Below are 23,664 nucleotides of genomic sequence, written 5' to 3' on the forward strand. Positions count from 1 at the left end.
CGTTGTATTCTACGGAATGCCCGCAAAGCAAAAGTGAGAATTATGAGTCAGACAGAAAACACCACCAACACTTCCCAGAACCCCGAACCGCCCCAGCCGGACCCGGCGCTCAAGCGCCGCTCCCGCGTCGCTTTGTGGAAGTACGGGGCTGCCCGCGTGGTGCTGTTCATTGTGCTCACCGCGGTAATTCAGCTGCTGGCCATGGCGGTACTCGGGGCCTTTCCGCTGTTGGTCTCCGCCCTGTTGGCGTTGTTTGTGGCGCTGCCGCTGTCCATGCTGATCTTCTCCATGTGGCGCATGGAAGCCACTCAGACGCTGGCGGAGTACTCCGCGCAGCGCAAGGCCCACAAGAAGTGGGTCCAAGAGGAGCTGGCCGGCCGCTAAATCGGTGGTTAAACCAGAGCCAGCGCTACAGCGTTGATAACCGCCCACACCAGCATTGCGCGGCCGGCCATGCCAAGTACTGGGATGAGTTTCGGGCCGCGTGCGCCGCGGTTGACGGTGCGGATAGCACCCAGCGCGAGGGGGAAGTAGAGCAGCGAAGCGAGCGCGGCCCAGGAATCGAAGGCTAGGCCGATGGTGAGTAGTACCGGCAGCAGCAAGAGTGTCATGAATAGCGTGCGGGACTTTTTATCACCTAGGCGCACCGCCAAAGTGATCTTGCCGGTGGCCTTATCGGAGGGGATGTCCCGGATGTTATTGGCCAGGTTTACCGCCGCACTCATACCGCCGATACCCACGGCTAAGGCAAGGCCCGTCCACGTGATGCGGCCGGCCTGCGTGTACTCGGTGCCCAGGACGGCGACGAGCCCGAAGAATACGAAAACGGCGATTTCTCCGAACCCGCGGTAGCCGTAGGGGTTCTTGCCACCGGTATAGAACCAGGCGCCGGCGATACACACGGCGCCGACGAGGATGAACCAAGCTGCGTTGGCAGCCAGGGAGAGCGAAATTCCCGCGATGGCGGCCACGCCGAAGCAAGCGAAGGCGGCGAACTTGACGTGCTGTGGTTTGGCCAGCCCGCCGCCGGTGAGGCGCTGGGGGCCGGTGCGGTCATCATCGGTGCCGCGGATGCCATCGGAGTAGTCGTTGGCGTAGTTCACACCGATGATGAGTGCCCAGGCCACGATGAGTGCCAGCAACGCCCGGCCCCAGTGCAAACCATGCGCCGCGGCGGCAGCGCCGGTACCAGCGATAACGGGAGCAAAGGCATTGGCCCAGGTATGCGGGCGAGCACCCTGGAGCCAATCGGCAGGAGTGGCGGAAAAGGCAGACATGCTCACTATTGTGCCACTGGTGTGGTTCGCTGCGGCAATGAGCTGGTGCGTTGGCGAAGGCGGTAGATAATGAGCACCGCGACGAAAACGACGGCATTGGTGACTGTCATTGCGGCAGAGGTAGCTGCGTCGAGGACATAGGCAACCCAAAATCCAACGACTGCGCTGATCGCGGCAACGCCACAGGCAGTCAACACCAGCGTGGGCACGCGCTGAGTAAGCAGTCGCGCGGTCATCGTCGGGAATACCATGAGCGCGATGACCAGCATGGCACCGGCAGCGTGAAAAGCGGCGGTGGCAGTGCAGGCAACCACGGTCATAAAAATGACGTGAAGAACGCGCGTGGGCACCCCGCGTGCGGCACAAAAATCGGCGTCAAAAGTCGTGGCGGATAAACGCGGCAGTGTAAGGGCGAGGAAGAGAGCATTGATACCCAGCACTGCGGCCATGATGTAGCAATAGTTAGGGTTGGAGAAGGCCGCGAGGTTGAGATCACCGACGAGAACCGCGTGGACATCAAGGTGCACGTGGCTCATGTGCGTGGAGATCAAGATGACTCCGGCGGCAAACAGGGCGGGAAAGACCAACCCGAGGGCGGAATCAGCAGTCACCAGTGGGCTTCGCTGGAGCGCATCGGTCCCCAGCGCTACTACCAAGGCGCCGGCAGCCGCGGTAGCGAGCAGCACGGGCGAATCCAGATCGGAGGTAAAGAGGTAGCCGATGGCAATCCCGGGGAGGACGGCATGGCCGATGCCGTCGATAAGCATGGCCTGGCCTTTGAGGACAACAAAGGTGCCGGGGATAGCACAGGCCAAGGCGGTCAGGACGGCAAGGAGACAAGCGGTGGCGGCGAGGGTCATGAGGCGAGCTTTCTGCTGAGGAGGCTGATGGTGACGAGCGCTGCCTGAGCCAGGACGATGACCGGACCGGTGGGCAGCGGGCCATGCGCAATGGAGACATAGCAGCCGAGAGCAGCGGTCGCCGCGCCGAGGAACCCGGAGAGCGCGATGAAAGGTAGCAAGCGCGTGGTCCAGGGGCGGGCAGCGGCGGCAGGGCTGATGACTACGGCGACCATGAGTACCACGCCGACGACTTTGACACCGAGCACCGTGATGGCGGTGAGGGCGAAGAAACTAGCCGCGTTGAGGAACGAGGCGCGAATGCCGGCTACCTGGGCAAAACTTGAGTCAAAGGTGACCGCGGCCTGCCGGGTGTGAATGAGGAAAAGAAAAAGCAGCACGCAGCCACCGATGATGAGTGTGGAGCGCACATCCGCGCGAGTGAGCGTGGAGGCATTTCCCAGCAAATAATCCTGGATTCCGGCCTTGCCAGGCAATGGTCGGCGGGAAATATACTGCATGAGCAGCATGCCTACCGAGAAAAACGTGGTCAGCGTGGCCGCCATCGCAGTGGTTTGCCCCAGGGGAGTCAACCGCGGGATGAGGTGAATACAGACCACCGCAAGCGTTCCGGTGAGCAGGGCTCCACAAGCAAGGAGCCAGACGTTTCGCCCGTCCCAGCCAATGGCGGTGGCCACGAGGAAGGCGGTGAGCAGGCCGGGCAGGGAAGAATGCGAGATGGCATCGGCCAGCAGGCTGGTGCGGCGAACATATACCAATGGGCCGAGCGCGCCGGCGCAGCCACCGATCAGCACGGTACCCAGGAGTGCCTGGGTATAGGTGTAGTTCTGAAGAAGCTCGAGTGGGTTCATGATGGCAGGGAAAACATATCGGCAATGGCGGACTCTGTGAGAACCTGTTCGGTGGGGCCAGCAGCAATGAGCCGGCCGTGGCCGACCATGAGGACCTCATCGCAAAAGTCGGCGACTTCCGCCAGGTTGTGGTGCACCAGCAGGATGGTCACGCCGTTGTCGCGCAGTTCCTTGAGTACATCCATGATGGCGCGCTGACTTGCGGCATCAACACCAGCGAAGGGCTCGTCCAGGATGATGAATTCCGGATCGCTAACGAGCGTGCGCGCCAACAACACGCGCTGGCGCTGCCCACCAGATAGCGCGGAAATTGGCAGTTGCGCGTGTGCCTGCATTCCGGTGCGAGCAAGTGCTGCGTGGGCGGCGTCTTTGTCAGCGCGGCTGGGCCACTGCCACCAGCGCAGCCCGGCGGTGCGGCCCATCAGGGCAACGTCGAAGGCGGTGGCAGGGTAACTCCAGTCGATATTCGCATGTTGTGGCATGTACCCGAGCCGCTGCCGAAAATGCGCAAGATCGACGCCATCGAAGGTCATCGACCCGCAGGCTAGTGGCGGAAGGAGCCCGACCAGCGTGCGGACCAGAGTGGACTTTCCCGACCCATTCGCGCCTACCAGTCCGGTGATGGTCGCGGGGGTGAGGGTGAAGGTGGCGTCGTGAAGCACCGGCGTGCGTGGATAGCCGGCGGTGAGTTTTTCAACGTGGAGCATTAGCTCAGTGCTTTCGCCACGGCGCTAGCATTGTGCTCAAAGGCTCCGAGGTAGGTATCGGTGGGGGCTTCCGGGCCGAGGGTATCGGCAAAAAGCTCCTCATCCGAGATGGTGACTGTCCAGTTGCGGGATTCTACGGCTTCCTTGAGAGAAGTGATGGCCTGTGGGTTCGCCTGGTTATCTTGGAAGATAACGGGGACCTTCTTCTCCGCGATGGTATCCGCGAGCTCGGAGATCTCAGTGGCGGACTTGGTGGCTTCGGTGGTGACGAAGTCGGTGGCTTGGACTTCAAAGTCGAAGGTCTTGCCGAAGTAGTTGAAAGCGTCATGGCCGGTGATGAGAACGCGCGGGGAGGCGTTTTCGAGTTCCTTAGCGGCCTTGTCGTGCGCGGCTGCAATCTTGTCTTCATATGCATCGGCGGCCGCGGCATAGTCTTCGGCATTGTCAGAGTCGATTTCACCGAGTTTGGTGCCGATGTGATCGACGACCTGGCTCCACAGCTCGGGGCTATTCCAGATGTGCGGGTCGTAGAGTTTTTCGCCCTTGTCGCCTTGCTCGGGCCACGGCAGGAGGTCAGCAGTATCGAGCTGTTCGCCGACAGCTAGCTGCTTCTCACCGAGGGAGGAGAGCTGGTCCACCATTTGCGCCTCGAGGTGAAGGCCATTCCAGAGGACGAGGTCGGCGTCCTGCATCTTTTCAATATCGCGCGTGGTGGGCTGGTAGGTGTGTGGATCGCCGCCGGGGCCGACCATGGTGGTGATGTCGGCGTCCGGGGCGATGTTGGCGGCCGCATCAGCCAAGTAACCGGTCGTGGCGAAGATCGTCAGATTGTCGTCCTGGGCTTCGGCGGAGTCGCTGCTGGTGCAGGCAGTCAGCGCGGTGGCAGCCACGAGGGAAGCGAGGGGAAGCGCAATAAGTTTCTTCACGGGAAACCTCTCTTATTAAAAGTGAATGTCGATGTTCAATAGAGTGAACTTGAAAGAGCATAAGTCCTGAAACCTTTGGAAGCAATAGGCTGAACTACGATGGGGGTATGCACATCAGTGAGCTGCCCGAACGCACCCAGGACTACCTCAAGATCCTCTGGACCTATGAGGAGAAAGAGGGCGCTAATACCGCGATGCCGCTCGGGGATCTAGCCAAAGCGGCGGGGCAGAAACTGCCCACTACTTCGGAGGCGGTCAAGCGCCTGGCCGCGAAGGGGCTGGTGGAACACGAACGCTACTTCGGTGTTCGGCTTGTTGAGGAAGGCCGGCGGCTGGCTGTGGCAATGGTGCGTCGGCATCGACTCCTGGAAACCTTCCTCGTGCGCACTCTGGGCTATACCTGGGATGAGGTGCACGATGAGGCGGAAATGCTAGAGCACGCGACGTCCGACAGGCTCGTTGAACGTCTCGATTCTTTCCTGGGCAACCCCGCCCGCGATCCGCATGGTGATCCCATACCTGCCCCGGATGGCACTGCCGAGCCGGTCTCGCGCATTACGCTTATCGACGTCCCCGCACAGACCCCCGTCACCGTGGAGCAGGTCACTGACGCTGATGGCGAATTTTTGCGCTACCTGGATAAATATGGAGTGCGGCCGGGGGTGGAAGTGACCGTCGTTGCCCCCTCGGTCGCGGGTGTGCTCGAGGTTGCCGTAGACGGCGGTTCGAGTTTCCCGATCGGGGAATCCGCTGCGCGCGGTATCGCCGTACGCAGCATCAGCGAAGCGGAGGTTTAGGCGCTCCACAGCCGGGTGACGGCGAGGCGGTCAACCTTGCCGGGGCCGGTGGTGGGGAGCTCGGCTAGGCGCTTGAAGTCCTTGGGGATGTGCCACCGGGGAAGGCCACTATCGTCGAGAGCCACAAGGATATCGCCGACATCCGCCCATCCGGTATAGGCAGCGACGATCATCTGTCCCAAGCGTGGGTGGGGGATGCCGACCACGCACACGCCGTCCACTCCCGGCACGTGCAGGATGTGCTGCTCGAGCTGCTCTGGGTGGAGCTTCAAACCGCCGGTGTTCAGGATGTTGTCGAGGCGCCCGGTGACGGTGAGGTGGCCGTCGTGAAGCGCGCCGGCGTCGGAGGTAGCAAACCACGAGGTGCCGGACTCATCGGCCACGAAGGCATCTGAGTCCACGTTTCGGTAGCCCTGCGCAATCATGGGCCCGCCAAGGTAAATGCGCCCCTCGTCGCCGAGGCGAACACGAGCGCTATCCAGTGGCTGTCCGTTGTAGACGCAGCCACCGGAAGTCTCCGAGGAACCGTAGGTGGTGACGATGGTGATGCGCAGCTTCTTCGCTGACTCCAACAACTGTGGGTGGGTGGCAGCACCTCCGACGAGGATGGCGTCAAAGGTGCGCAGGGCCTCGATTCCCTCTAGCGAATCCATGGCCTTGGCCAGCTGCATGGGGGTCAGGCCCGTGTATGAGCGATCCCCGGTGGCGGCCAGCTCGTGCGCGGCGCGGGCGAAATTGGGGATGGAAAAACCTTCCGACAGGTCAAGGCAGAGCGGCTCCACACCCGCGACGAGCGAGCGGATTAATACCTGGATTCCCGCGATATGGGCGGCGGGCATGGCTAGCAGCCACTGACCGGTGCCGCCGAGAGCGCGGTGCGTGGCATCGGCGCTGGAGACCAAGTTGGCGGCCGTGAGTTGCGCGCCTTTCGGCGTGCCCGTGGACCCGGAGGTGGCCACGACCAGCGCGATGGAGGGATCAATAGGTTCTCCTGCGCGCATGTGGTTGCGCAGGAGCTGCGCGCGGGTGCAGTCCTCCGCCGGAATGGGCAGGAAGGCGGCTTGTCCTGCGATGGCCGCCTCCAGATCAGGGAGGATGGCGGCGGGGTCATGTGGATTGACAGGCAGAGGAGAGAGGATGGTCACGGTTAGCTAGGTTACCGCCCGCGGTGTTCGTAAGGGTTGATGAGCTCGTCTTCCTGATCGAAGGGGCGCTCACCATCCCTCTGCGCCTGCTGGATGCGGCGCAACATCCACACTCGAGACGCAATGACGGCAATGAGCGCGATGGCCGCGAGGGCAATGGCGAAATACAGCACTGTGGATTCTCCTCGAGGAATGACGATTAGTAGTAGTACGGGAAGTCATCCCAGTTGGGCTCGCGTTTTTCCAAGAAGGATTCCTTGCCTTCGACGGCCTCGTCTGTCATGTAGGCCAGGCGCGTGGCTTCTCCAGCGAAGACTTGCTGGCCCATGAGGCCGTCATCGGTGAGGTTGAAGGCGAACTTGAGCATGCGCTGGGCGGTGGGGGACTTCATGTTGATTTCGCGCCCCATCTGGATGGCGGCGTCCTCCAGATTGGCGTGGTCAACTACCTCGTTGACCGCACCCATCTCATACATGCGCTGTGCGTCATAGGTGCGGCCTAAGAAGAAGATCTCGCGGGCGTACTTCTGGCCCACCATCTTGGCCAGGTAGGCCGAGCCATAGCCGGCATCGAAGGAGCCGACGTCGGCGTCAGTCTGTTTGAAGCGGGCCTCCTGGCGGGAGGCAATGGTCATATCGCACACCACGTGCAGGGAGTGCCCGCCGCCGGCGGCCCAGCCGTTAACCACGGCGATGACCACCTTGGGCATGGTGCGGATGAGGCGCTGGACCTCCAAGATGTGCAGGCGGCCGCCCTCAACCTTCTCGCGGGCGGTGTCCACGGTGGACTCATCGGCAGTCGCGTCATCATGCGCGTGCTCCGTGGCATAGCGGTAGCCGGAGCGGCCGCGGATGCGTTGGTCACCGCCGGAGCAAAACGCCCAGCCGCCGTCCTTCTGGGAAGGCCCGTTGCCGGTCAGCAATACCGTGCCGACATCCGGGGTGCGACGCGCGTGGTCCAGCGCGCGATAAAGCTCATCCACCGTGTGCGGACGAAACGCATTGCGCACCTCGGGGCGGTCGAAGGCGATGCGGACGATGCCGTCCTTGCGCTGGGGCTTTGGACCGTCACTGATGAGCCGGTGATAGGTGATATCCGTCAGGTCTTCAAAGCCCTCAACGGGGCGCCAGAGTTCCGGCTTGAAAGGATTATCGGTGCTGTAGTTTTTCTGCTCGCTCATGGCACACCAGCTTAATTGGAAAGCGGTGCGCCGGAAGTATAGTCCCCATTCCCAAACCCTCACCCATACTCTCCGCCCAGCGCGGCGGTGATAAACAATAAACAATACTGCGGGATTATCCCCGTCAATGTGCACGTGTACTCCGTACCAGCGCGGTACACCATACAGTGGGACGGAATCGAACCTCCCTGCCTTCTTGCGCTACGAAGGCGCCTGAGAAGCACTGGGCTCTTCCCTGCCCAGTAAGGGTTGCGCTCGCTGCGAAGAGTGTGGGCTACCGTCGCGCGCCTGACGCGCGCGACATGACTACGTGCCGCACGAGTGCGGCACAACTAGCGGCAGTCGCTATTTAGTTATCAGTTCCGTATTCCAGTTCAACTGCTGGATGCGGGTATCGAGCTCGCGGTACTGGCGGGCCAGATCATCGGCGCGCTCGCGCAACTTCGGCACGGGCACGGTGGCCACGAACTTGATCTCCGAGCGGGAGTAGCGGTCGTGGCGCGCACCCGCGCGCTCTGCCAATCCCTGGTAGATGCGGCGCTTGCGCAGCAGTCCATCACGCAGTGCCAGCGCCTCCATCAGCGTGATCTCATCGTCGAACGCGGTAGCCGTGTTCGTAGCGTTGATCGCGATGACGAGCTCATCGATGCGCTTAGTCACGCCCTCGAGCTCACGGAGGAGATCCGTCGGGTTCTCATCCGGTTCATCGCCTTCCTGAATGCGGACGGTTGCCGCGAGTCGGTCACTCAGCGAGTTGAGGCGCTCCTGCGCCTGGGCGCGCTCGGCCAAGGCTTCAGCAAGTAGCATGGTTCCTCCTTTAACCCTTAATGGGATTGATTGTCTGGGTAATTGTACGGCAGACAGGAGGCTTCGCAGTGCGGTCGTGACGGTTTTAACAAATAGTGCCCCAAAACTTCGATGATCTGGGGCCTTATTTGATCGTTGTGTACGTCATGTTCGGTTTCTCGCTAAGGCTGGCCTTCGGTAGAAAGCCGGTTGGTCCACGTCTGGCTATTGGCCTCTTCAAAGCTGGCGTAGACAGAGTTGTCGCCGTCGATGCCGCAGTAGAAAGTTCGAGTGTCAGAGCCCATGGCGCAATACAGGTCGTAGGTTTGTTTGGTCGCTGGGCTCGCTGCAGAAATGTGGGTGTTGTAGGAGCCATTCACGGTGGAGCTGCGCTGCGACCAGGTGAAGGTGTGCTTGATGGCCTCATCAAACATAGCGGCGGCGAACTCACAGGAGGTGTTTTCTCCTGCGTGGATCTTGTCTCCTTGATTGGTATAGCCGCATGCACCGCCGACTTGCCCGACGTTGATGTTGTGGCCGCCCGGGTTGGGGTTGGCGTTGTCGTCCGTGGCGGGGGTGTCGCTCGGGGCATCGTTAAGAGTCGGCGCGGGGCCGCTGTCCTCGGCGGCCTCGGAGGGGGAGGCAGTCACTGAGGCCGCAACGGAGGTTAATTGGCTGTCGGCAGAAGCCTCACTAGCAGGTGTAGAGGAGTCAGAAGTATCGCCGCAGGCGCTCAATGCAATTCCGGCGGCAACGAGAAAAGAGAGAGTAGAGAATTTTCGCATGAGTTGTAGCCTAGCGCCCCGCATGGTGGTTTAAGGGGGCGCTGAGGCCATAGACGGGGAGTGCTACCCAATAAACATGAACGCAAACAGCGTGTTGAGCACCGTCGCCACGATCATGGGCACGGAGGTGCGCTTGACCAGCTGGATGGGGTTGACCTTGATGGCGCCGGCAACAATGAGCACCGCGGCGTTGACCGGGGAGACCTGGCGCATGAGGTTGGAGGTACCCCAGATGGCGGTGAGCATCTGCGGGGCGTGGATGGAGGTCTGCGAGGCCAGGTTGGGTACTACCTCAGAGAAAGCGAAGTAAGGCGCGGTGCCGGAGCCGGTGAGTGCTGCCATCGCGGCGGTGGCGGCGACGAAGACGAGGACGATAAGGACGGCGGCGCCGGAGGAGCCTTCGACGGCGTCGATAAGCATGTCGATGACACCCATCTGCGTGATGCCCTCCACGAGGACGGCGGCGGCGACCAGCAGGGCCACGACGCCCGCAGCGCCCTCGCCCATGCCCTTGAAGAAGCTGGAGATGGAATCCACGGCACCCGTGATGGTGCGCTTGCGGATGGACTCGATGATCATCGCGATGAACAGGGAGACCACCGTCACCGGGAGGATGCCGCCCTCAAAGGGGATAACATCCAGGCGCTTGAGGATGGCGGAGACGATGATGAGCAGCAGCGGCATGAGTGGAAGAACGGAGTAGTAACCCGGCAGGGAGGCGGCACGGGCGATGGCTTCCTCAGTGGCTTTATCATTCATCGAGTCAGCGGTGACCTCACCGGAGCTTTCGGCCTTGCGGGCGTCCACCTTATCGCAGCGGCGCTGCCACCACATGTGGACGAAAGCAGTGATGAGCAGGGTGGGAACCGTGGCGTAGGCGACGGCGCCGTAGACTAATTCCGTCGGCGTCATGTTGGTGAGATCGGCGCCCTGAATGAGGCCGGCCTCCAGTGGGGTGGGAACGATGGTGGAGGAGGTCACGACGATGGCGCCCACGGTCAGCGGTGTCAGACCCGCAGCGATGAGCGCCGGCAGGAGCGTGGCCACGAGCAATAGGGATAGCGCTGCGGCCGAGGGGATCACCAGCGAGAGCAGCGTGCCCAGGATGAAGCCCACCGGAACCAGCCAGTAGGAACCTTTGAAACGCTTGAGCGGTGAAGACAGCACCACGACCGTCTTGGCATCAGCACCAATGTGCCGCATATAGGACACGAAGCCGAAGAGCACCATAATCGCCATACCGATGCCGGAGAAGCGAGCCTTGAATAGTGCATCCACGACAAGCAGCTGATCGTAGAAGGCATTGCCGGTCGCTTCAATTTCGGTGGTGCGGAAGTCCGCGCGCCCGGTGAGGGCGGCGAGCATGAGCAGGATTACGCCAACGGCAAAGATGGAGGCCGCGGCGTGGACTTTCTTATAGATGAGGTAGACAACTGCGGCGATGGCCAGCAGTGCGATGAGAAGGTAAAGCATCTGAGGATCCTTCTTCTGGTTATATCCACTTACTGTTATAAGGTAACACCGGCTATGACAGGTGTCGTGCTAAGCCCCCACATGTACGATGAACCTCATGCATATTGATGACGTCCTCGACCGCGCCCACGTGGTATCCCTTCCGCTCGCCGTGAAGTTCCGCGGCATTACCACCCGGGAAGCATTGCTTATCGACGGCCCCGCTGGCTGGGGTGAGTTCGCCCCCTTCCTGGAGTATGGGGCGGAGGAATCCGCGCGCTGGCTGGCCGCCGGATTGGAGGCGGCCTACGAGGGCTTCCCGGAGCCGGTGCGCGAGTGGGTAGAGATCAACGGCACCATCCCCGCGGTCCCCGCCGAGCAGGTGCCCGAGGTCATGGCACGTTACCCCGGCTGCCGAACCTTCAAGATCAAGGTGGCGGAGAAGGGGCAGACACTGGAGGAGGACATCGCCCGCGTGGCCGCCGTCCGCGCCCACATCGAAGCCCAGGGCCGCGTACCGGTGCTGCGCGTCGACGCCAACTGTGGCTGGAGCGTTGAGGAAGCTGTTACCGCGGCAAAGGAGCTCATGCCGCTGGATTACATGGAACAGCCGTGCAAGACCGTGGAGGAACTCAAGGAGGTGCGCACCCAGCTCATGCGCGCCGGGATTTTCGTGCGCGTGGCGGCGGATGAATCCATCCGCAAGGCCAGCGACCCTTACCGCGTGGCGGAACTGCAGGCGGCAGACGTCGCCGTGGTCAAACCCGCGCCGTTGGGCGGGGTGCGCAAGGTGCTCGAGGTAGCCTCCCACCTGCGCGAGCGCCACATGGACATCACGGTGGCTTCCGCCCTGGATACCTCGGTGGGAATCTCCATGGGCTTGGCCGCTGTGGCCGCGCTGCCGCAGATTTATGACGACGAGGATATCGACGTCACCCCGGCCGCCGCAGGCCTGGCCACGGGGTCGCTGTTCCTGGAGGATGTGACGGAGCCGCGCGAGCTTGTCGACGGTCACCTGCGCGCCGAAGCCCTTACCCCCGATCCAGATCGTCTCAGCGCGCTCGCCGCGCCGGGCGAGCGCCGCGATTGGTGGTTCGAGCGCGTGCGCCAGTGCTGGCCGCACCTTTAAAGCGCAGCTCACGGCCCGTGTCCGGAGGTCGGCGTAGGCTGGCGGTCATGACGATTTCCGTGAGAGACGCGCACCTGCACAACCTTCGCAACGTGGACGTGGACCTCCCGCGCGGCCAGCTCGTGGCCGTGACCGGGGTGTCCGGTTCCGGCAAGTCCTCTCTTGCCTTCGGCACCATTCATGGCGAAGGCCAGCGCCGCTACCTGGAGTCCGTCGCACCCTTTGCCCGCCGTCTTATTGCCTCGGCGGTGGACCCTCAGGTCGGCCGAATTGAGGGGCTGCCGCCGACGGTGGCGCTGCAGCAGTCGGCGTCGGCAAGCAGTGCGCGCTCCACCGTGGGCACGATTTCCGCCATGTCCAATTCCGTGCGCCTGCTCTACTCGCGCTGCGGTGACAACCCGGAGGGCCTGTACTCCGATTCCTTTTCCCCGAATACCCCGGAGGGCATGTGCCCGGAGTGCCAGGGCACCGGCGTGGTGCAAGAGCCGACGGAGGCCTCCATGGTGCCGGATCCCTCCTTAAGCATCGAGGATGGGGCGATTGCTGCGTGGCCGGGAGCCTGGGCGGGCAAGAACTTCCACGACATCCTCCAGGAGCTGGGCTATGACCTGGACTCGCCGTGGGAGCAGCTGCCGAAGAAGGACCGCGAGTGGATCCTCTTCACCGAGGAACGCCCGGTGGTGACTGTCAAGCCGCGCCGCGGGGCGGATCAGATCCAGCGCAACTATGAGGGCACGTGGCGCTCCGTGGCCAGCTACCTGACCAAGACCTATGCGGAGACGAAGTCGGATACGCTGCGCGCCCGCGTCTTGAGCTTCATGGAGACCCGCCGCTGCGATACCTGTCAGGGGCGCCGGCTGACGGCGAAGGCCCTCAAGGTCACCTACGCCGGGCTGCCTATCGACGAATTCAATGCCCTTCCGCTGAGCGAAGCCTTCGAACTCCTCAAAGCCCAAAAGCCGCAGCCGAATGATGCCGAAGACCTGCTCCTCAAGGCCCTCCTTCCGGCTTTCGAGTCGGCCCTGGAACTCGGCCTGGGGCACCTCAGTTTGGACCGGCCGACGGAGACGCTCTCGGGCGGTGAAGTGCAGCGCCTGCGCCTGGCCGCGCAGCTGCGCTCCGGACTCTATGGCGTGACCTATGTTCTGGATGAGCCTTCTGCAGGCCTGCATCCGGTGGAGAGGGGCGCGGTGCTCGATATGTGCCGTCGCTTCATCGCGGAGGGCAACTCGGTGCTGCTGGTGGAGCATGACATGGAACTGGTCAAGCAGGCCGATTGGATCGTAGATGTCGGCCCGCTCGCCGGTGAGCGCGGCGGCCAGGTGGTGTACTCGGGCCCTGTCGCCGATTACATAGAGGCAGCAGACTCCGCCGATACTCCCACCGCGCGTGCCTTGGCTCGCCCGCGCCCCACGCCCAAGGCCGATGCGCGCCCGGCTCACGGGGAAATCCCGCTGCGGCAGGTGCACTCGCACACCACCGATGGCCTTGACGTGGACTTCGGGCTGGGCCAGTTCACGGCGATTACCGGGCTCTCGGGTTCTGGCAAATCCACGTTGCTGGCCGCGCTTCAGGACACGCTCACGGGCCCGGACTGCCCGGAGCAGGTCAAGCGCGTGGTCTCCATTACCCAAAAGCCGATCGGCCGAACCCCACGCTCCACGGTGGCGACGTACACCAACCTCTTCGACAACGTGCGCAAGCTCTTCGCCGCCACCCCGGAGGCCAAGAAGAAGAAATGGACGGTCTCGCGCTTTTCCTACAACGTCAAGCAAGGCCAGTGCCATACCTGCGGCGGTGCCGGCCAGATTGAAGTCGAGCTGGTCTTCCTTCCAGGCTCCTATACCCAGTGCCCGGATTGCCAGGGACAGCGCTATAACGATGACACCTTGTCCATCCGCTGGAAGGACAGGACCATCGCGGACATCCTCGACCTTACGGTGGAAGAGGCCCTGGAGGTCTTTGCAGATGAAGCGCCGATCCTCCACGCGCTGCAAACCTTGGAGGCGGTCGGTCTGGGTTACCTGCGCTTGGGCCAGGGCGCTCCGGAGCTTTCCGGCGGTGAAGCGCAGCGCATCAAGCTTGCCACGGAGCTGCAGCGCTCCCGCAACTCGCGCCGGGGCCATACCGTCTACCTGCTGGATGAGCCCACCGTCGGGTTGCACCCGGCCGATATCGACCTGCTCATCGCTGAGCTGCACTCGCTGGTGGAGGCCTCCCATACTGTCGTGGTGGCAGATCATGACCGTCACCTCATCGCCGGCGCTGACCGGGTTATTGAGATGGGCCCGGGGTCTGGTTCGGATGGCGGAAAGATTGTGGCGGATGGCACGCCGGGTCAGGTTTCCACGGGACTAACGCCCACCGGGCGGGTGCTAAGTGGCGCGGGTGCACGATAAGGTAAATCCCATGACCAACAACAACGGCGACAACGAGACGCGGCAGTTCGGCCGCGTCACCGGTGAGAACGAAACCCGCCAGTTCGGCGCGCCCCAACAGCAGCCGCCACAGCGTCCCCAACAACACTTCCCGGAGCCCGGATCCCAAAACACGCAGGCCTATGGTCAGCCCTATCAGCAGGGCTATGACCAGAACTATCAGCAGCCGCAATATGACCCGGTCCCGTCCAGCTACCAGGTGGAGCAGCCGAAGAAGGGCGGGGGAGCCCTGTCCTATGTCTTCGCGGCCATCGCTGCTATCGCCGTCGTTTTCGCCGGCGTGCTGTTCTTCCTGTGGCGCGGTGCGGCAGCGGATGCTGACAAACCCGCCCCGGAGCCGGTTACCGAGACCGTGACCACCGAGGTTCCCACCACGGTGACCACCACCAAGAGCTCGCCGCGGGATAACCTCCCCACCGATATTCCGACGGAGCTGCCGACGGAGCTGCCGCCGGACGTCCAGGACCGTGTGGACCAGGGGGGAGCCGAATTGGAAGGGTTGATCAATGACCTCTTCGAGCAATTCGATTCGGGCATGGAAGAGCTCGATACGGGTGGTGCAGGCAATGCCTAATACTGAATCTCACACCGAGCCCACTGCCTCCGCGCAGCCGGAGTCGATGCAGCTGGCCGAAGCACTGGCGGCCCAGCTTTCGCGGCACCTCACCGACGTGGTTATCTGCCCGGGTTCGCGCAACGCACCGCTGTCTTTGGCGCTTCTCGCGCGCAGCGATATTCGCGTGCATACCCGCCTGGATGAGCGCTCCGCCGCCTTCGCTGCTTTAGGTTTGGCACGCGTCCAACGCCGGCACGTCGGCATCGTGATGACCTCCGGCACCGCGGTGGCTAATGCCCTGCCCGCGATGGTGGAGGCGCATTACTCGCATACCCCGCTGGCCGTCATCAGCGCGGACCGGCCGGCCCGCTTGGTGGGCACGGGGGCCTCCCAGACCATTGAGCAGCCTGGCATCTTCGGTGTGTATGCGGAGACCACCCAGGTGGAGAGCACGAGTGATATCCCGCTTATCGCGGAGCGCTTTTTGAATGACCGCCAGGTGCACATCAACGTGGCTCTCGATGCCCCGCTGGTAGGCGAAGAGCTGCCCGGTAGCCCGACGGATTACACGCAGCACCGCGCTCGTACCCCGCGGTGGGCGAATCACGGCGAGGTGGCCGTCGATCTCAGCCGCAACACGCTCGTCATCGCCGGCGATGAGGCCTGGGAAGTCGAAGGCCTGGAGGATGTCCCCACCATCGCCGAGCCCACGGCACCTGCGCCCTATCACCCGGTGCACCCGGCCGCGGCCCACCTCTTCCGCCGCGCCCAAGTCTCCGCCAACGACTACGTGGTCAACACCAAGGCGGAGCAGGTCATCGTCGTGGGCCATCCCACCCTGCACCGCGGTGTCCTGGCACTGCTGAGTGATCCCGATATCGATCTCATCTGTCTGTCGCGCACGGAAGATTTCACCAACCCCCGTGGCGAGTCCGCGCAGCTGGGTACCACCGCCAAAACCAGCGGCGAGCCCACGCGAGAGTGGATGAAGATCTGCGAAGGCGCGGCCCAGATGGCGGCCGACGGTGTTCGTGAGGTTCTGGCGGAGACCACCGGTGAGGATGCCACCAAGCCCGAGATCGGCTTTACCGGCCTCCACGTCGCCGCCGCGGTGGGGGACACCCTCGCCGTCGGAGATACCCTCGTCCTGGGCGCCTCCAACGCGGTGCGGGATGCGTCCTTCATCGGCCTGCCCTTCGACGGTGTGGAGACCTACTCGCCGCGCGGGGCCGCCGGCATCGACGGCACCATCGCGCAGGCTATCGGTATCGCCCTGGCCACCCAGTCCCGCGAAGCCGACGCCCCGCGCGCACCGCGCACCGTGGCGCTCATGGGGGATGTCACCTTCCTCCACGACGCCACTTCGCTCATCCTCCCCGAAGACAACCCGCGCCCGGAGAACCTCACCATCGTCGTCTCAAATGACGACGGCGGCGGCATCTTCGAGGTGCTCGAACAGGGCCGCGAGCCCCTGCGCGACTCCTTCGAGAAGGCGTTTGGAACGCCGCATGGGGTGGGCGTGGCCAAGCTAGCGGAAGCCTGCGGTGCTGAGCACCGCGAGGTGAGCTCGGCGCAGGAGCTGCTCGACGTTTTGGCAGAACTCAAGGAATACTCCACCGGCATCACCGTGGTGGAGGCGCATACCACGAGGTCCTCGCGCCGCGCGCTGCAGGAAGCTTTGAATGCCAAGGTAGGTCAGTAAATGCCGCGGCGCCGGGTACGCCAGCTGATCCTGGTGCTGTACGCCGCAGCTCTCGTGGGCATGGCGGGAATGGTCATCGGTCCTTTTCTCAATGACCGCACCATCGGCGCCAACCCCGGGCGCGCCCTGGCCACGGTGACGGATGTCGGCACCTTGCGTACCTTCGTGGATTTCCAGGACTCCGAGGGTATCTATCACACCCCGCCCACCGGCCTGCTTTATCCCACCGGGCTGGGGGAGGGACAGCAGGTCTGGGTGCTCTATGCCAAGAACAACCCGGACCTAGTCAAGGTGGAAGGCCGAGAATGGACGCTATCGATCATTCCAGCCCTGTCCTCTGCAGTTGTGGCGACCCTGATTGCCGGTGCGTGCTGGTGGGCAAGCGGGAAAATTAACCGGAATTTAGCACGTGCTTTACCAGCTGAGCACCCAGGAAAGGAATGATGGGGCGCATGCGTGTAGCCATCGTCGCGGAATCCTTCTTGCCTAACGTCAACGGAGTGACCAACTCCGTGCTGCGTGTCCTCGAATACCTCCACGAGCACGGCCACGAGGCCATCGTCATCGCTCCTGGTGCCCGGGATGGGCAGGAGGAGATCCCTGATTACCTCGGGTTCACCATCGTGCGCGTGCCCACCGTGCGGGTGCCACTGGTGGATTCGCTCCCGGTCGGCGTTCCCACTTCCGCTGTGGACGAGGCGCTGCGCGAGTTCAAGCCGGACATCATTCACTTGGCCAGTCCCTTCGTTCTCGGAGCTGCGGGCGCATTCTCCGCACGTCAGCTGCGCATTCCGGCAGTGGCGCTGTACCAGACGGACGTCGCGGGATTCGCCACCAAGTACCATGCCTCCGCGCTGGCCTATGGGGTGTGGGAGTGGCTGCGCACCATCCACAACGCGTGCCAAATGACTCTCGCGCCCTCCTCACTGACCATCAGCGACTTGGAGAAGCACCACATCAAGAACGTGCGCCACTGGGGCCGCGGCGTAGACTCGGAGCGCTTCCACCCCTCGAAGCGCTCGGCGGCGCTGCGCCGGAACTGGGACTCTACGGGGAAGAAAAAGATCGTCGGCTTTGTGGGCCGGCTGGCCGCAGAAAAGGGCGTGCACCGCCTGTCCGCGCTCAATGATCGTGAGGATATTCAGCTCGTCATTGTTGGCGATGGCCCAGAGCGTCCGCTGCTGGAGGCCCAGCTGCCAGGTGCAGTCTTCACTGGGGCGCTGGGTGGCGAGGAGCTCGCAGCCGCATATGCAAGCCTTGATGTCTTCGTGCACGCCGGCGAGTTCGAGACTTTCTGCCAGGCCATCCAGGAAGCGCAGGCCTCAGGCGTGCCCACCATCGGCCCCCGCGCGGGCGGCCCGGTGGACCTCATTGAGGAGGGCTATAACGGGTTGCTTCTCGATGTCCCCACGTTCGTCGAGGATCTCCCGAATGCCGTCGACGCGCTTCTCAATCCGGAGATTCACCAGGAGATGCGGGAGAACGCCCGGAAGTCGATTGCCTCCAAGACTTGGCCGGCGTTGTGCGAGCAGCTGCTGGGCTACTACGAAGAGGTTTTGGAGAATGTCCGTGAGGTCCCGCTGACCATTCTGGGCCAGCGTCCGGAGCTGCCGCGTTGGGCCGCTCGCGCTCTGGGAGCGCGCGTCGCCTAAACTAGGCGCTTGTGTCTAAGGCAGATCTGGAGAAGAAGCCCTTCGATGTCGCGCGCATGTTTGACGCGGTGGGCAAGAAATACGACATCACCAACACGGTGCTGTCCTTTGGGCAGGACGCGCGCTGGCGCCGGCTGACCCGCGAGCGGCTCAACCTGCAGCCGGGGGAGAAGGTCCTTGACTTGGCTGCCGGAACGGCCGTCTCGACGGAAGAGCTGTCCAAGTCCGGCGCGTGGTGCGTGGCCTGTGACTTTTCCCTCGGCATGCTTGCAGCTGGCGCGGAGCGCGATGTGCCCAAGGTGGCCGGCGATGGAATGCGCTTGCCCTTTGCGGATAACACTTTTGACGCGGTGACCATTTCCTACGGTCTGCGCAATATCCACGACTTCGAGCTGGGCCTGCGGGAGATGGCGCGCGTGACCAAGCCCGGCGGGCGCCTAGCGGTGGCGGAGTTCTCCAAGCCGGTCATCCCGGTCTTTGGCACCGTCTACAAGGAGTATCTGACCCGCCTGTTACCGCCGATTGCCAAGGTCGTCTCCTCCAACCCGGAGGCCTATATCTACCTCGCGGAGTCCATCCGTGCGTGGCCGGAGCAGCATGAGCTGGCCGCCGCTATTAATCGCAATGGCTGGAAGCAAGCTGGGTGGCGCAACCTGACCTTCGGCATCGTGGCGTTGCACTCCGCAGTTAAGCCCGCCTAGGCACCTTAGGCCCAGAGAGGTGTATCGCGCCGCAGCGTGGAGACCGCCCCGCCGGCCAGCCGCCAGGCGCGGGCGAGGAGGTCCTTGTCCTCGTCGGTGATGAGGTTGCCCATAAGACGCGCTGCGGCCGGCATGAGCATGCGGCCCACCGGTCCGCGCATGGCCACTGGGCCGGCCAGCGGCAGGAACTGCGGGTAGGTCAGCAGGCGCGCGGCGGTGCGGGCAAGTAGGAAGGCCTCGCCATACTCGGCGCGCAGCCGGTCTGGCCACGCCAAGGTGAGGTCCTTGGTGCCGAGCATCTCCAAGGCGAGTGCTGCCGTTTCCAAGCCATAGTCGATGCCCTCGCCGTTGAGCGGATTAACGCAGGCCGCAGCGTCACCGATGAGCATCCAATTGGCGCCGGCAACTCCAGACACCGCACCACCCATCGGCAGCATCGCCGAGGTGACGTTGCGCAGCTCGCCTAGACCCCACTCCGAACGCTGCTGTTCGGCGTAGAAATCCAGCGCCTTCTTCGTGTTGAGGCGGGCCGGGCGGGCGGCCGTAGAGAGCGCGCCCAAGCCGATATTGACCCCCTGGCCCAGCGGAAAGATCCAGCCATAGCCCGGCTGCACCACGCCCTCGGGGTCCTTGAGCTCAACGTGGGAGTGCATCCATTCCTCGCCGTCCCGCAGTGAATCGGCATAAGCGCGTGCAGCAATGCCATAGACCTCCTCGCGGTGCCAGGTGCGGCCCAACTGTTTGCCAAATGTTGAGCGCACCCCGTCGGCCACGATGACCCACTGGGCGCGCACGCGGCGCTTGCCGACGGAGAACTCGACCAGCCGGTTACCGTCCAGCTGCGGCTGTGTCGCCGCGCCGGTTATCAGTTGCGCGCCGGCTGCCTGCGCAGCCTCAACCAGCAGCGCGTCGAATTCATAGCGCGGCAGGGCTGTGCCTTCGTGAGAGGGGTAGGTCTTAGGCCACGGAGCGGTTACGGTGCCGCCGAAGCCGTGTAGCTTGAGCCCGCGGTTGCGGTAGGAAGCATTGACTTCGATGCCAAGGAGCTCTAGCTGGTGCATGGCACGTGGGGTCAGACCATCGCCGCAGGTCTTGTCGCGGGGGAAGGGGGAGGCGTCGACAAGCAGCGTCTCGTGGCCGGCGCGTGCGGCGTGGATAGCGGCGGCAGCGCCGGCGGGCCCGGCGCCTACGATGGCGACGTCAACAAGGGTGGAATCGATCTGCTCCGACATGGGGACTATCATTGCACGGGATAGTGGCCACAAGTGTGTTGAGGGCCGTGCCATGGGCTACGGTAAGTAAACACTAGGATTTTTGAGCTTAAAGGAACACGTTTAATGTCACACGGCCAAACTCACGCCAAGCACGTGGACTTGGGGGATGCGCAGCTCACCGAGCGTATCAACGCCGGGATGGCTGCTGTAGAGGACCTGCTGAATACGGAGCTTGACCGCGGGCAGGACTTCATCAAGGACAAAGTGCGCCACCTGTCCCTGGCTGGTGGCAAGCGTTTCCGCCCGATGATGGCGTTGTTGGCCTCCGAGTTCGGTGAACGTTCACAATCCCCCGAGGTGGTGAAGGCAGCAACCGTGGTGGAAATGGTCCACGTGGCTACGCTCTACCACGACGATGTCATGGATGAGGCGGAGCGCCGACGCGGCGTGGATTCCGCGAACTTCCGGTGGACCAACTCGGTGGCGATTCTGGCGGGCGATGCACTGCTCGCGCACGCCTCGCGGCTGATGAGCCAGCTGGATACCCACACGGTGGAGCATTTCGCGGAGACTTTCGAGGAGCTCGTCACCGGCCAGATGCGGGAAACCATCGGTGCTGGCGAAGCCAACGCCGTAGAGCACTACACGGCGGTGATCCGGGAAAAGACCGCGGTGCTGATTGCCTCCGCCGGCTACCTGGGTGCCTACCACGCGGGTGCGGGTCCAGAACAGTGCGAGGCGCTGCGCCAAATCGGTGCGGCCGTAGGCATGATTTTCCAGATCGTCGACGATGTCATCGACATCTTCTCCGACTCCGAGGAATCCGGGAAGACCCCGGGCACGGACCTGCGCGAGGGCGTGTTCACCCTGCCGGTGCTCTATGCCCTGGAGGAGGAAGGCGAGGTCGGCGATGAGCTGCGCGCCCTGCTGACAGGCCCGCTGGAGGATGACGCTTCCGTGCAACGCGCCATCGAGCTGCTGTGGCAGTCGGGCGGCCGTGACAAGGCGTTGGCCGACGTCAACGCGTACCTGCGCGTGGTCGAGGACCAGCTTTCCCTGCTGCCGGAATGCACGGCTAGTGAAGCACTGCGCCAGTTGGCGGACTACACCGTTCAGCGCGTGGGTTAAAAGCCCCTCCTGCCTGGCGATTTGCATGTTAGGCGGGAGTTCGTAGTAAAGTACATAACCGCACTCAAGAGTGCCTGCCAGGTTGCCCGAGCGGCCAAAGGGAGCGGACTGTAAATCCGCCGGCTTTCGCCTTCAGAAGTTCGAATCTTCTACCTGGCACAGAATAAATCCCGCAGACGCGATGATGAGTCTGCGGGATTTTTCGATCTCCGGGTGACTCAGGGTCTAATCCAAGGAGAACAGCTCTCGCTGGAAATCCGTGGGGTTCTTCAACCGCTCAGTTTCAGGCAACGGCCCCGGCAGGGTGGTGCCTTCAGCGAAGGGAGCACCCTGCAGATGATCGCGGCCGTGGGGCTGTGCCAAGCCATTAAGGTCGGGACCGGCCGGTACGACTTGGGTGGGATTAATTTCGCGGTGGACGATGTAGTAGTGCTGCTTGATCTCGGTGAAGTCGGTGGTATCGCCGAAACCGGGGAGCTGGAATAGCTCGCGCAAGTAGCCATAAACGTTCGGCATCTCGCTGATCTTATTCCGGTTGGTCTTGAAGTGGCCGTGGTAGACAACGTCAAAGCGGATCAAGGTGGTGTATGCCCGGATATCGGTCTCCGTGATGTGCTCACCCATGATGAAGCGGCGGTGGGCTAGCCGCTCCTCCAGCCAGTCGAGGACCTCGAAGACATCCGCATAGGCCTCTTCATAAGCCTCCTGGGATGCGGAGAATCCCGCGCGATACACGCCGTTGTTGAGCTTCCTGAAGATGACGTTGTTGACTTCCTCCATCTCCTCCTGTTGCTCGGACGGCGGCAGCAGGTTGGGTGCGCCTTCTCGTCGGAAGTCGGTCCACTCTGTCTGGAAGTCCCGCACCATGGAGTTGAAGTCGTTGGTGACAACCTTGCCGCTGGACTCTTCCACAATGGCTGGCACCGTGATGCCCCGCGGATAGGCAGGAAAGCGCGCGAAATACGCATCCTGCAGCCGGGGGATGCGCAGGACGGGGTCGAGCCCGTCGGGGTCGAGGTCGAAAGTCCAGGAGCGCTTGTCGTGGGTGGGGCCCGCCAGGCCTAAGGAGATGACATTTTCCAGTCCCAACAAACGCCGAACGATGACCGCGCGGTGCGCCCACGGGCAAGCGCGCGCAGCAATGAGGCGATACCGGTGGGGCTGCACCGGCCAGTCGAGGGCCTCGCCGCTACCAGCCACGGAAGGCTGTGGTTCGTCACCGGTGACCGAGGCAAGAATGCGGTCGCCGATGTAGTTGGTGTCTCGCTTGAATTCGCCGTCCGTCGAGGCATTCTGGGCGTCGCCGGCCCAGTCCTTCGGTGTCTGCTTCTGGGTACCAGAGCTCATGTGTCCTCCCTAGAGCACATAAAGTCTTTGATACGTCAACAATAGCTGGGTTTGGTGCGCCTGGAGTAGGGGGGTCTACCGCGAGAGTGGTGCAAGGGTGATGTGTGCGAGTTTAGGTGCCTGAAAAGTGCGCAAAAACCATTGTCGTACTGGCGATTTGTGTTGTTTAAGCGTTTCGGGTTAATCTTTTCAAGGCTTCAACGAGAGCACAGCGGAAGAAACTCCGTGACTCTAAGAGGCTGTGCCCCCTTAGCTCAGTCGGCAGAGCGTTTCCATGGTAAGGAAAAGGTCGACAGTTCGATTCTGTCAGGGGGCTCCATTCATGTTTCTGGAAGCTTTCAGAAAGTGAATATGGCGGTGTAGCTCAGTGGTAGAGCAAGCGACTCATAATCGCTGTGTCGCGAGTTCAATTCTCGCCATCGCTACCGGGAAAGAAAAGCGCCCGCATATGGGCGCTTTTTCACTACCGACTCCCAGCCTTATACGGCACGTGGTTTCCATGGGGAATCACCGTTCTGGTAGGGTTGTGCGTTGTCCCAAAAGGGCACGCAGAGGGGCGTGGCGCAATTGGTAGCGCAACGGTCTCCAAAACCGTAGGTTGCAGGTTCGAGTCCTGTCGCCCCTGCCACATCACTTCCAAGGAGGGAATCGCCGTGAGCGAGGAAAAGCAGCCGAGCACCGGGGCTCCGCGCCCAACCGGCAAGCGTCAGCTCTCTGGCGCAGCGACCACCTCTACTGATTCCTACACCGACAAGCGCGTCGTGCGCGTCGAGGATAAGAAGGAAGATTCTTTCGGCGGATCCGTCGGCTCCTTCCCGGGTGAAGTCGTCTCTGAGATGAAGAAGGTCGTGTGGCCTACCGGCAAGGAAATGCTTCAGTACGTTCTGGTGACCTTCGCCTTTCTTATCGTCCTCACCGCTCTGGTGTGGGGCGTGGACACGCTGACCGGCCTCGGAGTTGAAGCAATCCTCGCGCCTTAGTACACTAATTTCATACTTTCATCCCGCCGCCTTCCCGCTAGCTCGACTAGG

24 protein-coding genes and 4 tRNA genes are annotated in these 23,664 nt (G+C 62.8%); 15 read left to right on the forward strand and 13 right to left on the reverse strand.

The window, feature by feature from the left end:
* Positions 1 to 42: 42 nt before the first annotated feature.
* Complete coding sequence (locus HMPREF3147_RS11835; RefSeq protein ID WP_070447964.1) at positions 43 to 384, forward strand: DUF4229 domain-containing protein; 342 nt, start codon at positions 43 to 45, stop codon at positions 382 to 384.
* Positions 385 to 392: 8 nt separating this feature from the next.
* On the opposite strand, the gene HMPREF3147_RS11840 is transcribed toward HMPREF3147_RS11835, so the two are convergent.
* The 5 genes from HMPREF3147_RS11840 to HMPREF3147_RS11860 are packed head-to-tail and all read right to left on the reverse strand — an operon-like array spanning position 393 to position 4,621.
* Entirely contained in the window at positions 393 to 1,277 is an 885-nt protein-coding gene (locus HMPREF3147_RS11840) for a 1,4-dihydroxy-2-naphthoate polyprenyltransferase (protein ID WP_070447966.1), read from the reverse strand.
* 5 nt (positions 1,278 to 1,282) lie between these two features.
* Entirely contained in the window at positions 1,283 to 2,137 is an 855-nt protein-coding gene (locus tag HMPREF3147_RS11845) for a metal ABC transporter permease (protein ID WP_070447968.1), read from the reverse strand.
* Positions 2,134 to 2,988, reverse strand: a complete 855-nt coding sequence (locus tag HMPREF3147_RS11850) for a metal ABC transporter permease (RefSeq protein WP_070447970.1) — start codon at positions 2,986 to 2,988, stop codon at positions 2,134 to 2,136. The genes HMPREF3147_RS11845 and HMPREF3147_RS11850 overlap by 4 nt, the downstream gene beginning before the upstream one ends.
* On the reverse strand, positions 2,985 to 3,695 hold the full coding sequence (locus HMPREF3147_RS11855) for a metal ABC transporter ATP-binding protein (protein WP_070447972.1): 711 nt from the start codon (positions 3,693 to 3,695) through the stop codon (positions 2,985 to 2,987). Before HMPREF3147_RS11855 ends, HMPREF3147_RS11850 begins: the two co-directional genes overlap by 4 nt.
* Positions 3,695 to 4,621 carry a metal ABC transporter substrate-binding protein gene (locus tag HMPREF3147_RS11860; RefSeq protein WP_070447974.1) on the reverse strand — a complete coding sequence of 309 codons (927 nt, stop codon included), beginning with the start codon at positions 4,619 to 4,621 and terminating at the stop codon, positions 3,695 to 3,697. Before HMPREF3147_RS11860 ends, HMPREF3147_RS11855 begins: the two co-directional genes overlap by 1 nt.
* 107 nt (positions 4,622 to 4,728) lie before the next feature.
* Here HMPREF3147_RS11860 and HMPREF3147_RS11865 point away from each other — a divergent pair, with 107 nt between their 5' ends.
* Positions 4,729 to 5,418: a metal-dependent transcriptional regulator gene (locus tag HMPREF3147_RS11865; RefSeq protein ID WP_070447976.1), complete on the forward strand. Its 690-nt coding sequence runs from the start codon at positions 4,729 to 4,731 to the stop codon at positions 5,416 to 5,418.
* On the opposite strand, the gene menE is transcribed toward HMPREF3147_RS11865, so the two are convergent.
* The 6 genes from menE to dcuC form a co-directional block, all read right to left on the reverse strand.
* Positions 5,415 to 6,563, reverse strand: coding sequence for an o-succinylbenzoate--CoA ligase (gene menE / locus HMPREF3147_RS11870; RefSeq protein WP_070447978.1), 1,149 nt, complete (start codon positions 6,561 to 6,563; stop codon positions 5,415 to 5,417). The two genes, HMPREF3147_RS11865 and menE, sit on opposite strands and share 4 nt — an antisense overlap.
* Positions 6,564 to 6,574: 11 nt before the next feature.
* Positions 6,575 to 6,736 (reverse strand): hypothetical protein, encoded by a 162-nt coding sequence (locus HMPREF3147_RS12885; protein ID WP_010189743.1) that lies wholly within the window; start codon positions 6,734 to 6,736, stop codon positions 6,575 to 6,577.
* 26 nt (positions 6,737 to 6,762) lie between these two features.
* Positions 6,763 to 7,743 carry a 1,4-dihydroxy-2-naphthoyl-CoA synthase gene (locus HMPREF3147_RS11875; RefSeq protein WP_070447980.1) on the reverse strand — a complete coding sequence of 327 codons (981 nt, stop codon included), beginning with the start codon at positions 7,741 to 7,743 and terminating at the stop codon, positions 6,763 to 6,765.
* 345 nt (positions 7,744 to 8,088) lie between these two features.
* Positions 8,089 to 8,550 (reverse strand): DIP1984 family protein, encoded by a 462-nt coding sequence (locus HMPREF3147_RS11880; protein WP_010189741.1) that lies wholly within the window; start codon positions 8,548 to 8,550, stop codon positions 8,089 to 8,091.
* Positions 8,551 to 8,711: 161 nt separating this feature from the next.
* Entirely contained in the window at positions 8,712 to 9,314 is a 603-nt protein-coding gene (locus tag HMPREF3147_RS11885) for a hypothetical protein (RefSeq protein WP_070447982.1), read from the reverse strand.
* Between the two features lie 63 nt (positions 9,315 to 9,377).
* Positions 9,378 to 10,787, reverse strand: coding sequence for a C4-dicarboxylate transporter DcuC (gene dcuC / locus HMPREF3147_RS11890; protein WP_070447985.1), 1,410 nt, complete (start codon positions 10,785 to 10,787; stop codon positions 9,378 to 9,380).
* Between the two features lie 97 nt (positions 10,788 to 10,884).
* Between dcuC and HMPREF3147_RS11895 the strand changes: the two genes are divergently transcribed.
* Genes HMPREF3147_RS11895 through HMPREF3147_RS11925 form a run of 7 tightly spaced genes read left to right on the forward strand, consistent with a single transcriptional unit; the run spans position 10,885 to position 18,944 of the window.
* Positions 10,885 to 11,895 carry an o-succinylbenzoate synthase gene (locus tag HMPREF3147_RS11895; protein WP_070448039.1) on the forward strand — a complete coding sequence of 337 codons (1,011 nt, stop codon included), beginning with the start codon at positions 10,885 to 10,887 and terminating at the stop codon, positions 11,893 to 11,895.
* Between the two features lie 47 nt (positions 11,896 to 11,942).
* The gene (locus HMPREF3147_RS11900) at positions 11,943 to 14,294 is read left to right on the forward strand and encodes an ATP-binding cassette domain-containing protein (protein ID WP_070447987.1); all 2,352 of its coding nucleotides are present in this window, start codon (positions 11,943 to 11,945) and stop codon (positions 14,292 to 14,294) included.
* Between the two features lie 10 nt (positions 14,295 to 14,304).
* Complete coding sequence (locus tag HMPREF3147_RS11905; protein ID WP_070447990.1) at positions 14,305 to 14,907, forward strand: hypothetical protein; 603 nt, start codon at positions 14,305 to 14,307, stop codon at positions 14,905 to 14,907.
* Complete coding sequence (gene menD / locus HMPREF3147_RS11910; protein WP_070447992.1) at positions 14,900 to 16,591, forward strand: 2-succinyl-5-enolpyruvyl-6-hydroxy-3-cyclohexene-1-carboxylic-acid synthase; 1,692 nt, start codon at positions 14,900 to 14,902, stop codon at positions 16,589 to 16,591. The genes HMPREF3147_RS11905 and menD overlap by 8 nt, the downstream gene beginning before the upstream one ends.
* On the forward strand, positions 16,592 to 17,035 hold the full coding sequence (locus tag HMPREF3147_RS11915; RefSeq protein WP_070447993.1) for a DUF3592 domain-containing protein: 444 nt from the start codon (positions 16,592 to 16,594) through the stop codon (positions 17,033 to 17,035).
* A gap of 8 nt (positions 17,036 to 17,043) precedes the next feature.
* Positions 17,044 to 18,243: a glycosyltransferase family 4 protein gene (locus HMPREF3147_RS11920; protein ID WP_070448041.1), complete on the forward strand. Its 1,200-nt coding sequence runs from the start codon at positions 17,044 to 17,046 to the stop codon at positions 18,241 to 18,243.
* Between the two features lie 11 nt (positions 18,244 to 18,254).
* Positions 18,255 to 18,944 (forward strand): demethylmenaquinone methyltransferase, encoded by a 690-nt coding sequence (locus tag HMPREF3147_RS11925; protein WP_070447994.1) that lies wholly within the window; start codon positions 18,255 to 18,257, stop codon positions 18,942 to 18,944.
* Between the two features lie 5 nt (positions 18,945 to 18,949).
* Here HMPREF3147_RS11925 and HMPREF3147_RS11930 read toward each other — a convergent pair whose 3' ends face one another.
* Positions 18,950 to 20,188 (reverse strand): geranylgeranyl reductase family protein, encoded by a 1,239-nt coding sequence (locus HMPREF3147_RS11930; RefSeq protein WP_070447996.1) that lies wholly within the window; start codon positions 20,186 to 20,188, stop codon positions 18,950 to 18,952.
* Between the two features lie 93 nt (positions 20,189 to 20,281).
* Between HMPREF3147_RS11930 and HMPREF3147_RS11935 the strand changes: the two genes are divergently transcribed.
* A complete protein-coding gene (locus HMPREF3147_RS11935) occupies positions 20,282 to 21,286 on the forward strand; it encodes a polyprenyl synthetase family protein (RefSeq protein WP_070447998.1) in 1,005 nt (334 codons plus the stop codon).
* A 76-nt stretch (positions 21,287 to 21,362) separates the two neighbouring features.
* A tRNA-Tyr gene (locus tag HMPREF3147_RS11940) sits at positions 21,363 to 21,445 on the forward strand.
* A gap of 66 nt (positions 21,446 to 21,511) precedes the next feature.
* Here HMPREF3147_RS11940 and HMPREF3147_RS11945 read toward each other — a convergent pair.
* Positions 21,512 to 22,633 (reverse strand): glutathione S-transferase C-terminal domain-containing protein, encoded by a 1,122-nt coding sequence (locus HMPREF3147_RS11945; protein WP_070448000.1) that lies wholly within the window; start codon positions 22,631 to 22,633, stop codon positions 21,512 to 21,514.
* A 243-nt stretch (positions 22,634 to 22,876) separates the two neighbouring features.
* Here HMPREF3147_RS11945 and HMPREF3147_RS11950 point away from each other — a divergent pair.
* From HMPREF3147_RS11950 to secE, 4 genes are all read left to right on the forward strand, one after another.
* A tRNA-Thr gene (locus tag HMPREF3147_RS11950) sits at positions 22,877 to 22,952 on the forward strand.
* 34 nt (positions 22,953 to 22,986) lie between these two features.
* Positions 22,987 to 23,058 (forward strand) — tRNA-Met (locus HMPREF3147_RS11955).
* A gap of 127 nt (positions 23,059 to 23,185) precedes the next feature.
* Positions 23,186 to 23,261, forward strand: a tRNA-Trp gene (locus HMPREF3147_RS11960).
* A 25-nt stretch (positions 23,262 to 23,286) separates the two neighbouring features.
* A complete protein-coding gene (gene secE, locus HMPREF3147_RS11965; RefSeq protein WP_070448002.1) occupies positions 23,287 to 23,613 on the forward strand; it encodes a preprotein translocase subunit SecE in 327 nt (108 codons plus the stop codon).
* Positions 23,614 to 23,664: the final 51 nt, after the last annotated feature.

Source organism: Corynebacterium sp. HMSC05D03 (assembly GCF_001807205.1).
Lineage (GTDB): Bacteria > Actinomycetota > Actinomycetes > Mycobacteriales > Mycobacteriaceae > Corynebacterium > Corynebacterium aurimucosum.

Coding starts and splice junctions, on each gene's coding strand:
- HMPREF3147_RS11865 (WP_070447976.1), top strand. CDS start 4,729: ATGCACATCAGTGAGCTGCCCGAACGCACCCAGGACTACCTCAAGATC.
- HMPREF3147_RS11895 (WP_070448039.1), top strand. CDS start 10,885: ATGCATATTGATGACGTCCTCGACCGCGCCCACGTGGTATCCCTTCCG.
- HMPREF3147_RS11915 (WP_070447993.1), top strand. CDS start 16,592: ATGCCGCGGCGCCGGGTACGCCAGCTGATCCTGGTGCTGTACGCCGCA.
- dcuC (WP_070447985.1), bottom strand. CDS start 10,787: ATGCTTTACCTTCTCATCGCACTGCTGGCCATCGCCGCAGTTGTCTAC.
- HMPREF3147_RS11905 (WP_070447990.1), top strand. CDS start 14,305: ATGACCAACAACAACGGCGACAACGAGACGCGGCAGTTCGGCCGCGTC.
- HMPREF3147_RS11935 (WP_070447998.1), top strand. CDS start 20,282: ATGTCACACGGCCAAACTCACGCCAAGCACGTGGACTTGGGGGATGCG.
- HMPREF3147_RS11875 (WP_070447980.1), bottom strand. CDS start 7,743: ATGAGCGAGCAGAAAAACTACAGCACCGATAATCCTTTCAAGCCGGAA.
- HMPREF3147_RS11930 (WP_070447996.1), bottom strand. CDS start 20,188: ATGATAGTCCCCATGTCGGAGCAGATCGATTCCACCCTTGTTGACGTC.
- HMPREF3147_RS11845 (WP_070447968.1), bottom strand. CDS start 2,137: ATGACCCTCGCCGCCACCGCTTGTCTCCTTGCCGTCCTGACCGCCTTG.
- HMPREF3147_RS11850 (WP_070447970.1), bottom strand. CDS start 2,988: ATGAACCCACTCGAGCTTCTTCAGAACTACACCTATACCCAGGCACTC.
- menD (WP_070447992.1), top strand. CDS start 14,900: ATGCCTAATACTGAATCTCACACCGAGCCCACTGCCTCCGCGCAGCCG.
- HMPREF3147_RS11900 (WP_070447987.1), top strand. CDS start 11,943: ATGACGATTTCCGTGAGAGACGCGCACCTGCACAACCTTCGCAACGTG.
- HMPREF3147_RS11945 (WP_070448000.1), bottom strand. CDS start 22,633: ATGAGCTCTGGTACCCAGAAGCAGACACCGAAGGACTGGGCCGGCGAC.
- HMPREF3147_RS11880 (WP_010189741.1), bottom strand. CDS start 8,550: ATGCTACTTGCTGAAGCCTTGGCCGAGCGCGCCCAGGCGCAGGAGCGC.
- HMPREF3147_RS11840 (WP_070447966.1), bottom strand. CDS start 1,277: ATGTCTGCCTTTTCCGCCACTCCTGCCGATTGGCTCCAGGGTGCTCGC.
- HMPREF3147_RS11855 (WP_070447972.1), bottom strand. CDS start 3,695: ATGCTCCACGTTGAAAAACTCACCGCCGGCTATCCACGCACGCCGGTG.
- HMPREF3147_RS11885 (WP_070447982.1), bottom strand. CDS start 9,314: ATGCGAAAATTCTCTACTCTCTCTTTTCTCGTTGCCGCCGGAATTGCA.
- HMPREF3147_RS11920 (WP_070448041.1), top strand. CDS start 17,044: ATGCGTGTAGCCATCGTCGCGGAATCCTTCTTGCCTAACGTCAACGGA.
- HMPREF3147_RS11835 (WP_070447964.1), top strand. CDS start 43: ATGAGTCAGACAGAAAACACCACCAACACTTCCCAGAACCCCGAACCG.